The organism is Yinghuangia aomiensis (genome assembly GCF_039542225.1).
GTDB classification, from domain to species: Bacteria; Actinomycetota; Actinomycetes; order Streptomycetales; family Streptomycetaceae; genus Yinghuangia; species Yinghuangia aomiensis.
Genome location: NZ_BAABHS010000013.1, coordinates 68,325 through 82,262 on the forward strand (window position 1 = coordinate 68,325; position 13,938 = coordinate 82,262).

Annotated in this window: 13 protein-coding genes; 3 read left to right on the top strand and 10 right to left on the bottom strand. The window is 72.1% G+C overall.

Annotated elements, in window-relative coordinates; genetic code table 11:
• Nucleotides 1-72: 72 nt before the first annotated feature.
• The 9 genes from ABEA93_RS19190 to ABEA93_RS19230 form a co-directional block, all read right to left on the bottom strand.
• Complete coding sequence (locus ABEA93_RS19190) at nt 73-1,368, bottom strand: hypothetical protein (protein ID WP_345676842.1); 1,296 nt, start codon at nt 1,366-1,368, stop codon at nt 73-75.
• Nucleotides 1,369-1,400: 32 nt separating this feature from the next.
• Nucleotides 1,401-2,636 carry a GAF domain-containing protein gene (locus ABEA93_RS19195; protein WP_345676843.1) on the bottom strand — a complete coding sequence of 412 codons (1,236 nt, stop codon included), beginning with the start codon at nt 2,634-2,636 and terminating at the stop codon, nt 1,401-1,403.
• A gap of 566 nt (nt 2,637-3,202) precedes the next feature.
• A complete protein-coding gene (locus tag ABEA93_RS19200; RefSeq protein ID WP_345676844.1) occupies nt 3,203-4,222 on the bottom strand; it encodes a hypothetical protein in 1,020 nt (339 codons plus the stop codon).
• A 233-nt stretch (nt 4,223-4,455) separates the two neighbouring features.
• A complete protein-coding gene (locus tag ABEA93_RS19205) occupies nt 4,456-5,559 on the bottom strand; it encodes a cytochrome P450 family protein (protein WP_345676994.1) in 1,104 nt (367 codons plus the stop codon).
• Complete coding sequence (locus ABEA93_RS19210) at nt 5,526-6,965, bottom strand: cytochrome P450 (protein WP_345676845.1); 1,440 nt, start codon at nt 6,963-6,965, stop codon at nt 5,526-5,528. The genes ABEA93_RS19205 and ABEA93_RS19210 overlap by 34 nt, the downstream gene beginning before the upstream one ends.
• A 119-nt stretch (nt 6,966-7,084) precedes the next feature.
• Complete coding sequence (locus ABEA93_RS19215; RefSeq protein ID WP_345676846.1) at nt 7,085-7,675, bottom strand: GTP-binding protein; 591 nt, start codon at nt 7,673-7,675, stop codon at nt 7,085-7,087.
• The gene (locus ABEA93_RS19220; RefSeq protein ID WP_345676847.1) at nt 7,653-8,027 is read right to left on the bottom strand and encodes a DUF742 domain-containing protein; all 375 of its coding nucleotides are present in this window, start codon (nt 8,025-8,027) and stop codon (nt 7,653-7,655) included. Before ABEA93_RS19220 ends, ABEA93_RS19215 begins: the two co-directional genes overlap by 23 nt.
• Nucleotides 8,024-8,437, bottom strand: coding sequence for a roadblock/LC7 domain-containing protein (locus ABEA93_RS19225; protein WP_345676848.1), 414 nt, complete (start codon nt 8,435-8,437; stop codon nt 8,024-8,026). Before ABEA93_RS19225 ends, ABEA93_RS19220 begins: the two co-directional genes overlap by 4 nt.
• Nucleotides 8,434-9,777 (bottom strand): ATP-binding protein, encoded by a 1,344-nt coding sequence (locus ABEA93_RS19230; protein ID WP_345676849.1) that lies wholly within the window; start codon nt 9,775-9,777, stop codon nt 8,434-8,436. The genes ABEA93_RS19225 and ABEA93_RS19230 overlap by 4 nt, the downstream gene beginning before the upstream one ends.
• Before the next feature lie 338 nt (nt 9,778-10,115).
• Between ABEA93_RS19230 and ABEA93_RS19235 the strand changes: the two genes are divergently transcribed.
• A complete protein-coding gene (locus ABEA93_RS19235) occupies nt 10,116-10,880 on the top strand; it encodes a group II truncated hemoglobin (protein WP_345676850.1) in 765 nt (254 codons plus the stop codon).
• A gap of 475 nt (nt 10,881-11,355) precedes the next feature.
• Nucleotides 11,356-12,192, top strand: coding sequence for an SDR family oxidoreductase (locus tag ABEA93_RS19240; protein WP_345676851.1), 837 nt, complete (start codon nt 11,356-11,358; stop codon nt 12,190-12,192).
• A 159-nt stretch (nt 12,193-12,351) separates the two neighbouring features.
• Here the strand turns inward: ABEA93_RS19240 and ABEA93_RS19245 are convergent, their stop codons facing one another.
• On the bottom strand, nt 12,352-13,257 hold the full coding sequence (locus ABEA93_RS19245; RefSeq protein ID WP_345676852.1) for a S41 family peptidase: 906 nt from the start codon (nt 13,255-13,257) through the stop codon (nt 12,352-12,354).
• 57 nt (nt 13,258-13,314) lie between these two features.
• On the opposite strand from ABEA93_RS19245, the gene ABEA93_RS19250 reads away from it, so the two are divergent.
• Nucleotides 13,315-13,854: an ArsR/SmtB family transcription factor gene (locus ABEA93_RS19250; protein ID WP_345676853.1), complete on the top strand. Its 540-nt coding sequence runs from the start codon at nt 13,315-13,317 to the stop codon at nt 13,852-13,854.
• Nucleotides 13,855-13,938: the final 84 nt, after the last annotated feature.

The window sequence follows — 13,938 nt, forward strand, 5'->3', positions numbered from 1 at the left end:
CGCAGCCTAGGAACCCCTACCGGCCGGGCGCTAGGCCGGAAGGCGCGCCTTGCGGTCCCGCGGCGGGCCCGTTCACGCATCCTGGCCCATGACCAGGCCGGCACCGTGGACCTGCCCGAACGGACCGAACGGACCGTACGGGGTGGGCGGGGCGGCGCAGCCGCGGCACGGCGGTGCCGGGGCAGCCACAGGTCGGCCGCGCTGCGGCACGGCACCGTCGTGGAGCGGCACGGTGGCCAACGGGCCCGGCCGCGGAGTGACGGCGGTGGGGACCAGGGGCGTGAAGCCGACGACCGCCGCGACGATGTCGACGCGCGGCGGCAGGGTCCGCCGCGGCGTCGGCTCGTCGCGGGGGGCGGGCACCTGCAGCGCCAGGCCATGCCGAAGCGTGTTGCCGAATGCCCCGGCGACCGCCAGCACCTTCGGATCGGTGAACTCCGAATACCCCGCATCGGGCGGGTTCTTCGCGGCACCGTTGGCCTCCGCTTTGAGGTAGCGGCCGAAATGCCGGAGGCGCAGGACCCGCGAGCCGCGGATGACCTTCTTCTCCAACTTCTTGGAGGCGTGCTCCTGCCAGTGGAGGTCGCCCTGCACCCGGCCGCGCCGGAAGCCGGGATTCAGTTCGCCGCCGGGGAAGTCGCGGGACTTGAACACGGTGTAGTGCGGGCCGAAGAAGGCGCCGGGGCCCTGGCCGCGAGCCGCGCCGAACCGGCGGTGCATCGCGCTCGAAATCTCGCCCTTCACCCAGGCGAGGTCCATCATCAGGTACGAGCGGACGTCGTTGTCGCGGACGCCGGTGAGGTGGAACTGCGGCGGCAGGCCGTCCTTGCCGCGGGCGAAGTCGTCGAGGACCCTGCGGCGCTCCTCGGGCCCCATCCGGTAGCGAGCCTCACCGGCAAGGTAGGCCCGTGCCAGCTCCCGGCGGCGCGCACCGGGCGCGGCGCTCTTCAGGACCCGCCGGTGCCTGCGCCGCTCGTAGGCGTCGAGGAGCCGCTCGCGTTCGCTCGCGGTACCGGCGGCCGCCATCGCCTTGGAGGCTTTGCGGCGCTCGTACTCCTCGATCGTCTGGAGGTACTCGTCCACCGACAGGGTCCGGGCGGCCCGGGTCAGCCAGTTGGTCCGCCCGTCGGCGGTCATCGTCTCGGACTTGGGCATCAGGTACGTCGTCCGGCCCGGTCGCACCCGCTCCCAGTAGGTGACCTCGAACGAGGGCCGGTTCTTCCGGGGCGTCAGCCGGTTGACCGTCCGCGCGACCGCGAGGGTGGCCCGGTAACGGTGGTAACGCCGCGCCATGACCTTGGTCTCCCAGGCCAGGCGCTCCGGGCTCTCCCGCCAGGCGTATCCGGTGAGGTGCTTGCTTTTCGCCACATCTGGGTTTACCCGGACGGCGTCCGACGGCGCTATCCGCCCGGCGCGGCCTCGCGCAGGGCGGCGATCCCCGGTGCCTTCGACCTGGGCAGCAGGCGTGCGCGGTCGGCTTCCGGAGCCAGGAAGTCGGCGTCGCGCGGGCCGAGGATCCGGTACGGCTCGGAGCCCAGCCGGTGGCCGAGAACCGGCCGCAGACGGCTGAGTTCGGCGCGCACCGTACCCGCGCGGCCGCTGTCGCCGTACAGCTCGAACGCCAGCTCCTCGGCGGTCAGCCCCTCGTCGTGGGCCAAGAGGAGCGCGACGAGTTCGCTGTGCCGGCCGGTGAGTTCGTGCCACGGACCGCCGGTGGCGAGGCGGCCCCGGGCCCGGCCGAGGCCTTCGTAGCGCACGGTGGGCTCGGCGCCGTCGTCCGTGGGGGCCACGACGAGGAAGAACGTCTCCGCGTCCAGGCGTTCGACGACCGCGTGCCGGCCGTCCGGCAGCACGATCGGGCCTTCCCCGCGGATGCCGGGCAGGTGCGCGGGCAGCGACCCGGGCGGGGACGCGTGCGCGACCACGCCGTCCGTGTCGAGGAGAGCGCCGCAGCCGCCCAGGCGCAGCGCCAGACGGTCCGCGTACTTCTCGCGCAGCCGCGCCTGGTGGCGCAGCCGTTCGGCGAGCAACTGCGCCTCGGCGAGGCGGGCGGCGGTGGTGACCAGGGACAGTTTGAGCGCGCGGTCGGCGTCGGTGGCGCTGGTGAGGTCGACGGTGCCCAGCAGCCGTCCGGTCACCGGGTCGTGGATCGGTGCGGCGGAACACGCGAACGGGCGCGCGAACGACGCGTAGTGCTCCGGGCCGAACACCTGGAACGGGCGCCGCAAAGCGATCGCGGTGCTCACCGCGGTGGTGCCGACGGTGTCCTCGCTCCACAGCGCGCCCGGCAGCATGTGGACGCGCTCGGCCTGCCGCAGCGGACCGGGATCGCCCTGACACCAGAGCAGATGCCCCTCGGCGTCGCTGACGATCAGCAACTGCCCCGTGTCGCACGTCGCCCAGCGCAGCGATTCGCGGAGAACGGGCCACACGGGCGCGAGCGGATGCCCGCGCCGGCGGCGCAGCACCGCTTCGTCGACCAACGGCACGGGCGGCAGCGCCCGGTCGGGCCGGATGCCGGTCGCGCGGGCCCGCACCCACGACGCGTGGATCGCCGCGGCGACTCCGTTGCCGCGTTCGCTTCCACCGCCGAGGAACCGGTCCCGTGCCGCATCCGCGTTGCCTCTGCTGCCCACGTGGGCGATCCTGCCCGCCTTTGTCTACACGTGTCCAACGCTCGACCGATGATCTTCGCAACGTGTCGTGCGGCGGCGTATTCCGTCCTTGCGCGGCTATACCGGTGGTTTGCCGGGTGAGACTTGGTGAACCGGCGCCGCCAACACCCTTGTTGCGGTGATGGTGGGGGATTGCTGCGCTGATGCAACCCCGTTGTGGTGGGTGTGCGTACCGTTCCCCGCCGGTGAGACTGGACATGTCCGCGTCCGCACGCGTTCGGCGTCGAGGAGTCGAATGTTCCGCCCGGCACAGCCCGCACCATCCCCCGCCGTCCTGGGCGGCGGCCACGTTCCCGGACCGCCGCCGCGTCCGGGCACCCGGCCGCCGGCCGGCACCCCCCGCCCGCCCGGGACGCCGCACCGCGGCGGCCGGGCCACGATCGCCCGCCCCGGCGCTGCCACGTCCCCTGCGCCGGGGCGGGAAAGGCGGCCCGGCACACGCCGGACCGCCTGACGGCTCCCCCGAACCCCGGGGGCGACCGCGCCCGGACAGCGGCGGACGCCCCCGGTCCGTCCGGGTGCCCGACTCAGCTCCCGGCTGAGCTTCCGGCGCCCGGACGGCGGCTCGGCCCACGGGTGTCCACCGGTGGGACATCGGCAATGGCGGCGATGTCCAGCAACCGGTGCATCACCTCCGGAGGCAATCCCGGATTGGCGGCGGCGTCTTCCGGGTGGGCGACGAGCAGGGCGCGCAGTTGCTGCCACGGCAGGTGGCGGTTGCGGCGCGCCCACCACCGCACGGTCGGGCTCGGATCGGCCGACAGGGCCGCGAAGTCCGCGGCCGGGTCGTCCAGGGCCGCCATCCGTGCGTACGGCCGCGGATGCGCGGCGAAGCGCACGAGCCCGTCGGCCCGGAACCCGGGCCGCATGCCGAGTTGTTGCCACGCCGGGTCGGCCCACGTCGCGTAGGCCTCCTGCCGGACCGCCAAAGGCGCGTACGTGTGATGCCAGGCGAGCAGCATCCGCACCGTGAAATCCGGGTCCGCGGCAAGCGCCGCGGTGTCGAAATCCGGCATCCATATCGCCGTTGCGGCACTGCGCCGCCGCTCCAGCGGCGACCGCGCGGAGACCGCGACGTTGTCGTGCATCGCGAAACCCTTGGTTCCCTTGGCCTCCTTGGTCTCCTTGGTCTCCTTGGCCCAGAGGACGGTTTCCCGCCACGGTGCCCCGGCGGCCCGCGAGACGGTCTCCTCGTCGGTCGGTGCGCTCCGCAACGCGACCTCGGCCAGGTCGTCGGGGAGTTCGGAGGTGCCGAGCCGGACCCGCAGCGCTGCCGCGTCGGGCGTGGCGCGCACGGCGTCGGCCAGCCCGGCGAGCGTCAGGGCCGGCGGGGCGTCCGCGGCGCGACCGGCCGCACGCAACCGGTCCCGGACGGACTCCGGCGCGGCCGGGTTGGCGGCCAGGCCGCGCAGCCAGCCGCGGGCTTCGGGAACGAGGGCGAGCGCGGATTCGGGGGCTTTCCGGGCGGCGGCGTTCGTAGGGGTCCGGACCGTGTCCGGGGCGGCGTTCCGGGCAGGGGAGAGCAAGGAATCCGGGGAGGAAGGCATGCCGACCATGGTGGCCGCGCGCGGCGCGGGAATCCGAGGGTCTTCGGTGTAGATCGAAAGCCGCTCTGACCTGCAGAATAGTCCTGGTTGACACCGGAAGGCGGAAGCGGCGCGGCCGCGATTCCGAGGCCGTTGCCGACAAGCTACGGCACCGGGCCGGGCCCCGGAACGGGACCCGGCCCTCGTGGTGTCGGACCGGACGCCGAGGCCCGTCCATCGGCGTCGCCGGTTGGTCAGCGCAGCCGCACCGGCAGCGTCTTGTGCCCGTTCGAGATGAACGACTCCATCGGCTCCAGTTCCTCCGCCGGCACCGCCAGCGCGAGGTCCGGGAAGCGGGCGAACAGCGCGGGCAGCGCGATCTGCGCCTCCAGCCTGGCCAGCGGGGCGCCGAGGCAGAAGTGCACGCCGTGTCCGAACGCCAGGTGGTCCTTGTTCGGCCGGGTCACGTCGAAGGTGTCCGCGTCGTCGCCGTGCACCTTCGGGTCGCGGCCCACGGCGCCGTAGGCGACGAGGATCGGGTCGCCCTTCGCGATGGTCACGCCGCCGCCGATCTCGATGTCCTCCACCGCGTAGCGCAGCGGCAGGTTGGAGATCGGCGATTCGGCGCGCAGCGTCTCGTCGATCACGTCGTCCCAGCTCGCCTTGCCGGCGCGCACCAGTTCGAGCTGGTCGGGCCGGGTCAGCAGCGCGTGGATCGCGTTGTCGAGCAGGTTGACCGTGGTCTCGTGCCCGGCGGACAGCATGAGGATGAGCGTGTCGATGAGTTCGCTCTCGCTGAGCGCACCGTCGCCCTCGTCGCGGGCCGCGATCAGGCCGGACGTCATGTCGTCCGCCGGGTTCGCGCGCCGTTCCGCCACCAGCGCGGTGAGGATGCCGTACAGACTGGCTTGCCCGGCCTCCCGCTCCTGCTGCGTCGCGGTCGTGCGGAAGATGGTGTCGACCGCCACATGGAGTTCTTCCTGCACCTCCGCCGCCACGCCGAACAGCTCGCAGATCACGCTGATCGGCAGCGGGTACGCGAAGTCCCGCCGCGCGTCGGCGGTGTCGCCCTCGGCCATGCGGTCGAGCAGCGACGCGGTGATCTCCTCGATGCGCGGCTGGAGCGCGGCGGTGCGGCGCGCGGTGAACGCCTTGGAGACCAGCGTGCGGAGCCGTTTGTGCTCGCCGCCGTACGCGGTGAACATGTTCTGCACCGCCACCCATATCTGCAGCGGCCACTCCGCCGGGATCTCGCCGCCGATCCAGGCCGGCCAGTGGCGGCGGGTGTCCTTGGAAACGCGCGGGTCGGTCAGCAGGTCCTTGATCAGGGCCTGGTCGTTGACCGACCACGCCTCCACACCGCCAGGGAGTGCCACCAGCGTGGCCGGTCCGCGGGCGCGGAGCCGGGCGTGCTCGCCGTGGAGGTCGCTTCCGGACGGGTCGATGACGTACGCGCTGGGCTGTTCGGCCACGTGCTGTCTCCAAGCTGGGGTGCGGTCGATTCGGGCAGCGGGGGACGGCGGGGCGGCGCGGCCGAGGCCGGATCCACCGGCGGAAACACCACCGGGAGTTCCGCCAGCGCCCGGTGGAACGGTCCGGGACGCCAGCGCAACCGCTCCGCGGGAATGGCGAGTTCGACATCCGGCAGGCGGTCGAGCAGCCGCTCGATCGCCACCGACGCGATGAGGCGCGCGCCGTCCTTCGCCGGACACGTGTGCGGTCCCGCACTCCACGCGAGATGCGCGCGGTTGCCCGCACGGTGCTCGGCGGCCAGCGCCGGATCGGTGTTGGCCGCCGCGAAGCTGACCATGATCGGCTCCCCCGCTTTCAGACGTGTACCCGCGAAATCCACGTCGTGAACCGGGAAATGAACGCCGTAGTTGGCCATGGGCGGGTCGGTCCAGAGGACTTCGTCGAGCGCGTCGTCGATCGGCATGGTGCCGCCGGACAGGCTGCCCGCGAACCGGTCGTCGGACAGCAGCAGCCGCAGCGCGTTGCAGATGAGGTTCTGCTGCGGCTCGGTGCCCGCGCCCATCAGCAGGGTCAGCTGGTGGATCATCTCCTCGTCGGACAGCTCCGCGGGGTGCGCCATCAGCCACGACGTGACGTCCGCACCGGGCTTCGCGCGCTTGAGCGCGACGAGTTCGACCATGCCTTCGAAGAGGAGCGCGTTCGCCTTCTCGGCGTCGACGAGTTCGAAGATGCCCGACATGCCCCGCACCAGCTTCTCGGCAATTTGCGGCGGGCAGCCGAACATCTCCATGAAGACCAGCAGCGGCACGACGAGCGCGTATTCGCGGCGCAGGTCGGCCTTGCCATCCGTCTCGAACGCGTCGATCAGCTTGTCGGCGCTGCGTTCGACGTACTCGCGCAGCTCGATCGGGTCGATGCGGTCCAGGCTGTCGGTGATCGCGGAGCGGAAGCGGGCGTGCTCGGCGCCGTCGGTGAACAGCGCGTTCGGGCGGTAGCCCATCATCGGCAGCAGCGGGTTGTCCGGCCCGATCCGGCCGTCCTGCAGGCCGGCCCAGCGGCGCGGGTCCTTCGAGAACGTCTCGGGGGAGCGCAGGATGTGCAGCGCGGCCTCGTAGGACGTCACCAGCGACGCGGTCACGGTCTCGTGCAGCGTCACCGGGGCCAGCGGGCCGTATTGGCGCAGATGCGCGTAGGCGGCGGCCGGCGAGTCGGCGAACTCCTGGCCGTACAGCGGGTACCCGTGTGCCGGGCACTCCGGCGGCGGGGTCGGGGACGGGGAACTGCTCGTCACGTCAAAGCTCCTGGCACGAGCCGGCCGGGCCGCGCGGGTCCGGCCGGCGGGACGACGGGCGGGGGAGATCCGGGGAGGTCCGGGAGGTGCTGGGGAAGTGCGGGTGCCGACGGGGACGGTCAGCGGGGGCGGCGCTGCAAGTACTCGACGAGCGCGATGAGCGCCTGGGTGGACGACCGGGCGTCGCGCGCGTCGCAGGTCACCAGCGGTGTCTCGGGCAGCAGGTCGAGCGCTTCGCGGATGTCCGCGTCCGAGTAGAACGGCGCGTCGGGGAAGTGGTTGACCGCGACGGCGTAGGGGAGCCCGTGCTCTTCCAGCAGGCCCATGACCTCGAACGACTGGTCGAGCCGCCGGGTGTCGGCCAACACGAGGGCGCCGAGGGCGCCTTGCGTCATGTCCTGCCACAGCCGGGTGAACCGCTGCTGTCCAGGCGCGCCGAACAGGTAGAGAACGAGCTGGTCGTTCAGCGTCAGCCGGCCGAAGTCCATCGCCACGGTCGTCGTGGTCTTTTCCGGCACTCCGCTCAAGTCGTCGACGAGCGCACCGGCCTGCGTCATCTTCTCCTCGGTGTGCAGCGGCCGGATCTCCGACAGCGTGCCCACGAAGGTCGTCTTGCCGACCGCGAAGTGGCCGACCACCAGCAGCTTCACGGATATGCGAACCGTCGGCCGCAGATACGCCGCGGGCTCAGAGACGAGCGCGGAGTCCATCCAGCACCTCCTGAAGCAACTGGGCCTCGGGAAGCTCGGCCGCGGGGATGGGAGCACGGGTGAGAATGTGCCCGGAGTCGACCAGGTCGGCCAGCAGCACCTTGACGACACTGACCGGCAGGCCCAGGTGGCCCGCCACTTCGGCGACCGACAGCGAGCCGGGACGGCACAGCTCGACGAGCCGGCGCTGCTCGGGACCGAGCCCGGCGGTCGGGCGGTCGTGCGGCGCGTAGACCAGGGTGACCAGGTCGAAGGTGTTGCGCGTGGGGTGGGCGCGGCCGCCGGTGACCACGTACGGCCGTACCAGCCCTTTGCCGCGGCCGGGCCGGCCCGGCTCGGGCGGGGGGTTCATCGGAAGGTGCCCGTGTTCTGCCGCAAGGGCGCGCTGAGTTCCTTGCCGAGCCGGTCCACGAGCTTCTGCATCGCGTACGTGACGGCCTCCATGTCGACGTGTTCCGAGGCCGAGACCGCGAGGTAGGCGCCCGGTCCGGCGGCCACCAGGAAGACGTAGCCGCCGTCGAACTCGACGAGCGTCTGCCGCCACGGCGTCTCGACCCGCCCGGCGAACTCCGCCGTGCTCCGGCTGATCGACTGGAGCCCGGACAGCGCGGCAGCCTGGCGGTCCGCCTCGTCGCGGTCGATGCCCCGGGAATGCGCCCGGAGCATGCCGTCGGCGGACAGCAGGATCGCGTGCCGTGCGCCGGGAACCTTCAACGACTCGTCCAGCATCCAGCCCAGGTCGTTCTCGCCGTGCTCGTTCATTGCTGTCCGATCCCCTCTCCGTCTTGCTCGGCGGCGGCCCGCCCGGAACGCGTGCCCCGGGCGAACGCGCCCATGCGCGACGCCGTTTCGTGGACCGAGCGGGTGGTACCGGGCTCGGTGCCGGGTGCCGGCTGCTCGGGAACCGCGGCGCCCTGCTGCGGCGCGGCGGCCGCGGCGGTTCCGGCGGCCGGCTCGCGACGACGGCGCTTGGGGAGGCCGGCCGGGGTGGAGCCGATCACGTCGGTGCCCTCCGGGGTGTCGCGGGGGGCCGCGGGAGCGGCCGGCGCCCGGTGCCGCGGCGGTGCCGCGGGCGGCTCGGCGGACTGCCGGTAGGCCACCGGGGCTTCCGGCTCGACGGAGGTCAGCAGCGCGCCGGGCAGGAACACCACGGCGCGGACACCGCCGTACGGCGACCGCGTGTCGACCGAGACGCGGAACCCGTACCGCTCGGCCAGCACGCCGACCACCGCGAACCCGAACTGCGGCGGGTCGCCCAGCCGGTTGACGTCCACACCGCTCTGGCCGTCGAGCAGCCGCACCGCGTGCGCGACCTCCTGCTCGTCCATGCCCACGCCCGCGTCGTCGATGACCACGCACGCGCCGTTGTGCGCGGGCTGGATGGACACCTCGACGAACGTGTTCGGCTGCGAGTGCCGCGCCGCGTTGTCCAGCAGTTCGGCGACGGCCAGCACGACCGGCTCCACCGCCCGGGACACCACCGCGATCTCCATCTGCGCGTGCACCCGCACCCGGCGGTAGTCGCGGATCCGCGACGTCGCCCCGCGCGCCACGTCCAGCAGCGGCGACGCGGCGCGCTGCCGGCCCGGCCACGACCCGCACAGCACCGCGATGGCCTGCGCGCGGCGGCCGAACTGGGCGTTGGTGTGGTCGATCTGCAGCAGGTCGTGCAGCACTTCGGGGTGGTCGTGCCGCTCCTGCATCTCGCTGATCGACAGCTGCTGCTCGTTGGCGAGGCCCTGGAGCGCCCGCATGGCGCCCTTGAGCGCGGACTTGGCCGACTGGTCGGCACGTGTCTGCGCGCGCGACACGGTCCCCGCGAAGCGCTCCTCGACCAAGTGCAGGCTGAGTGCGAACGACGTGCCTTCCAGCACCGGGTGCCGCGGCGCGGGCGGCGGGGTCTGGCGGGCCTCGTACAACGGCAGCCGCGCCTCGACGAGATCGCGCAGGGTCGTGTCGCGCGCCTCGACGGCGGACTCCAGCGCCGCGATGCGGTGCCGCCGGACCGAGCCGGCGAGGAGCATGCGCACGAGGACGGCGGCCAGGGCGACGGTGACCGCGGCAAGACACCAGAACACCGCGGGCGGGACGCTATCGGTCATCGTTTCCTCGGATACACCACGCTCGGTGGAGCGATGGCGAGCGGACAGCAAGCGCCAACATCCTAATCACGCGCATGACGCGGAGTCAGAGTCCCGGAACCCTACGTGAAGCGGGCGTTTTCCGGAGGTACCCGACATGATGCGTTCGCGGATCGACCGATTCCGACCGGTGCTGCGAGCCTCGCTTTCACGGCCGGATCCCGCGTGATCGGGCCCGCGTGTACGCCGACGGCGAAGCGGGGAATCTCCGCCGGTCCCCGCATCGTTGGCCCGGCCGCGGCACGTCCGCACAGCATGGCTCGTCCACCGTCCGTCGACACTTCCAAGGACGCAGACACATGATCGTCGAGTACATCCGCTACGCCATTCCGGCCGAACAGCAGGCGGATTTCGAGGCCGCCTACGCCCGCGCCGCCGCATCGCTCCGCGCCGCGCCGGAGTGCGCGGACTACGAACTGACACGCTGTCAGGAGGACTCCGCGTCGTACATCCTGCGCATCCGCTGGACCTCCACACCGGACCACCTCGAAGGCTTCCGGAAGGGCGAGCACTTCCCGGCCTTCTTCGCCGAGATCAAGCCCTACTTCCACGCCATCCAGGAAATGCGGCACTACGACACCGTGACCGAAGTCACCGGCACCGGCGGCGCCAACCCCACCCTGTACGCCTGGGCAGGCGGCGCCGAAGCCCTCGACCGCCTCTTCACCCGCTTCTACGAACACGTCGCCGACGACGAGGTCCTCGCCCCTGTCTTCGCCGGCATGGACCCGCACCACGCCCAGCACGTCGCCGCCTGGATCGGCGAAGTCTTCGGCGGCCCCGCGGTCTACAGCACCGAACACGGCGGCCACCGCCACATGGCCTCCCGCCACCTCGGCCGCCACCTCACCGAAACCCAGCGCCGCCGCTGGGTCTCCCTCCTCCAGGACACCGCCGACGAGGTAGGCCTCCCCAACGACCCCGAATTCCGCGGCGTCTTCAGCTACTACCTGGAATGGGGCACCCGCATGGCCCTGATCTACGCAGGGGACAACCCGCCCCCGCTGCCGGAGACACCCATGCCGAAGTGGGACTGGGGGATTACGCCGCCTTATCGGGCGTGAGAGCGGGGTGGTTCGAGGGGTGAGGTGGGCGGAACGGGTGCTTGCCGGAGGGTGGTTTGGCCGGGCAGCGCGGCAGATGCCCGGCCTGTATGGCGTGGCCCCGCCCCTGCTGCGCTGCGCGCCGCTTTGCCCGGAGTGCCACGTTCCTTGAGCGGGCCGCGCCGCGCCCCAGGGAGGGCCGCGCCATGCTCCTCGGGCGGCGCGCCACGCTCCTTGGGGGACGCGCGCCGCCACACTCTGCGTGGCGCGGTCCCGCCCTCCTCGCCTCCCGCTCCACCCCAGGGAACCGCGCCTCTCCCACCTCTCTCCTCACTCTCATCCCTCCCGTAACGCCTTGCTCCGCACCCTCCGTTCGACTATCCGAATCACGCGGTGCCATATGCCTGCCGCGATCCCTGGGTGACGATGGCCGCGGAGTGAATGTGGGGTGAACCTGCGTCACTCCGTTCCTGTTTCCGAGGGCGAAGGAGCCTCCGTGATACTTGTGGCCGGGGCGACGGGCAATGTCGGATCGGCCCTGGCCGATCAACTCACCGCAGCCGGGCACCGCATCAGAACTCTGACCCGCAACCACGAACGCACCGAACACCCGCTCCACGAGCGGCACATCGTGGCCGACCTCAACAAACCCGACACCCTCGACGGCGCGTTCGAAGGCGTCACCCGGGTCTTCACCCTCGCCGGCTACGACGACATGCCGGCCCTTGCGGCCACGATGCGCGCCCAAGGCGTCGAGCACGTCGTCCTCATGACCGGCGGCTCCGCGGGCATCCAGCGCATGGACAACGCCATTTCCCGCTACATGACCCTCAGCGAACGCGCCATCCGCGAGTCCGGCATGACCTGGACGTTCCTGCGCCCCCGCGCCTTCATGTCCAACTCGCTGCGCTGGCTCCCCCAACTCGCCGCCGGCGACGTCGTCCGCGTCCCCTTCTCCTGGCGCCGCACCGCGTTCATCGACCCCCAGGACATCGCCGCCGTCGCCGCGGAAGCCCTCCGCAACCCCGACCTCCACCACGGCGCGATCCACGAACTCACCGGCCCTGACGCCCTCCTCCCCGAGGAGCAGGTCGCCATCCTCGCCCGCGTCCTCGACCGCAACCTCCGCTTCGCCCCGGTCCCCAACGACGAAGCCCGCACCGAAATGGAATCCCGCCTCCCCCGTGAACGCGTCGACGCCTACTTCGGCTTCTACGTCGACAACCTGATCGACGAGTCCCCGGTCCACACCACGGTCGAACGCGTGACGGGCAGGCCGCCGGTCACGTACGAGGACTGGGCCGTCCGGAACGCCGAGCGCCTGACTGCCTGATCGCTCCACCAGCGGGGCGACTCACCGGTGAACCCGCCGACTCCACCGGCATGCATCCCTGTGCGCCGCGCTTGCCCGCCCCCCGTGGGCGAGCGCGGCACGAGTCCGACGCCCCGTCGGCGGCACACGGTCGGTCCGGCTTACGGCAGGATCCTCAAGTCAGCCCGCCGGCCGCCCCAACGCCAGCCGACGCGCCCGCTCGAGAGCGTCCGCCGCCGCGCACGGCTCATCCGGTTCGACGCCCGTGCCCTCCCAGTTCGTGCCGGAGACGGGGTTGACGGCACGGCCGACCGGGACGGTGGCTTCCAGGTGGGGATGGACGGTCCAGCCCTGGCAGGGGTGGGCGCCGCCGCGGGTGCGTTCGCCGACGACGACGGCGCGGCCGAGTTGCTGGAGGTCGTACGCCAGTTCTTCGGCGGCCGAGAAGGTGGTGCCGCTGGTCAGCACGTACAGGGGCTTGCTGCCGCCGAAGCGGGTGCCGGGGACGTGCGGCTGGCTCCAGGACTGCTCGCTGCGCTCACCGTCGCGCCAGTACATGGTGTTGAGGTGGGTGCGCTTGTCCAGGAGGTGGCTGCAGACGAAGGCCACCGTGTCCGGGTCGCCGCCGCGGTTGGCGCGCAGGTCGACGATCAGTGCTTGGGCGCGGGCGGCGAGGGTGAGCGCGGCGCCCAACGGCTCGGCGGCCCAGTCCAGCGGAAACAGCATCGGCGCCATTTCCACGACGGCGACCCCGCCGTCGAGCAGCTCCACCCGGGGCGCGCCGCCCAGCGAGGTGTCGAAGTCCCGGCGTATCGACGCCAAAGTCGCCGCCCCTTGCTCTGCGGGGACCGGTTCGGCGTGGTGCTTCAGTCGCAGGTGCCGGTCGCCGTTGAGGGACTGCAGGTCCGTGGTGACCAGGCCTGCGAGTGCCTCGGCGCTGTCGACGTCGTACGCACCGTCGTCGAGCCGTCGTCGCAGAAGCTCGGCGAGTTGCTCGGCGGTCTCGGGGAAGACGTAGTGCTCGGTCACGAGCCGGGCAGTCTCGTCGATGATCGAGGCAGGCAGGACCTTCGCGGCAATTGTCATGGCCGGGAGTAGAGCATCGCCCTTGCGAAAGCGTCAAGAAGTCCAGACACTTTCCGTATGCCTGCTCAGCCGTCCTACCCGCCGCCTCCCGAGGACGTCCTGGAGATCGGTGCGCCCGAACAGTTCGCGGCGCTCGCCCACCCGTTGCGCCAGCGGCTGCTCTTCGCCCTCGGCCAACAGCCCGCCACCACCAGCCGCCTCGCGGCACAGCTCGACGCCAAGAAGGGCAACGTCGCCCACCACCTCAAAGTGCTGCGCGAAGCCGGGCTGGTCCACATCGCCGAGACCCGCCAAGTCCGCGGCGGCACCGAGCAGTACTACCAACGCACCGCCCGCCGCATGCTCGTCGCCGAACCCCAGGCGGCAGGCACCACCGCCATGCTCGCCGCATTCGCCCACGAACTGGACCGCTCACCCGCCGAAACCCTGACCCTGCGCCACCTACGCCTCACCCCGGCCCAGGCGAAGGAACTCGGCGACACCCTCACCAAGTTGGTCGACGAGGCGGAGGAGGGTGCGGGGGACCAGCCGGTGCATGGGGTGCTGGTGGCGCTTTACCAGCAGGCCCAGCCGACCGACACCGGCGATTCCCCTTAGCGGCAGCGGCCGCATACCGAAGGCCAGGGACCGTTCCCGACGGCTCGGACGATCTGTTCCGCCTGGCCCGAGCGCCGTTTGTCG

Coding starts and splice junctions, on each gene's coding strand:
- ABEA93_RS19250 (WP_345676853.1), top strand. CDS start 13,315: ATGCCTGCTCAGCCGTCCTACCCGCCGCCTCCCGAGGACGTCCTGGAG.
- ABEA93_RS19220 (WP_345676847.1), bottom strand. CDS start 8,027: ATGAACCCCCCGCCCGAGCCGGGCCGGCCCGGCCGCGGCAAAGGGCTG.
- ABEA93_RS19245 (WP_345676852.1), bottom strand. CDS start 13,257: ATGACAATTGCCGCGAAGGTCCTGCCTGCCTCGATCATCGACGAGACT.
- ABEA93_RS19225 (WP_345676848.1), bottom strand. CDS start 8,437: ATGAACGAGCACGGCGAGAACGACCTGGGCTGGATGCTGGACGAGTCG.
- ABEA93_RS19200 (WP_345676844.1), bottom strand. CDS start 4,222: ATGCCTTCCTCCCCGGATTCCTTGCTCTCCCCTGCCCGGAACGCCGCC.
- ABEA93_RS19230 (WP_345676849.1), bottom strand. CDS start 9,777: ATGACCGATAGCGTCCCGCCCGCGGTGTTCTGGTGTCTTGCCGCGGTC.
- ABEA93_RS19235 (WP_345676850.1), top strand. CDS start 10,116: ATGATCGTCGAGTACATCCGCTACGCCATTCCGGCCGAACAGCAGGCG.
- ABEA93_RS19215 (WP_345676846.1), bottom strand. CDS start 7,675: ATGGACTCCGCGCTCGTCTCTGAGCCCGCGGCGTATCTGCGGCCGACG.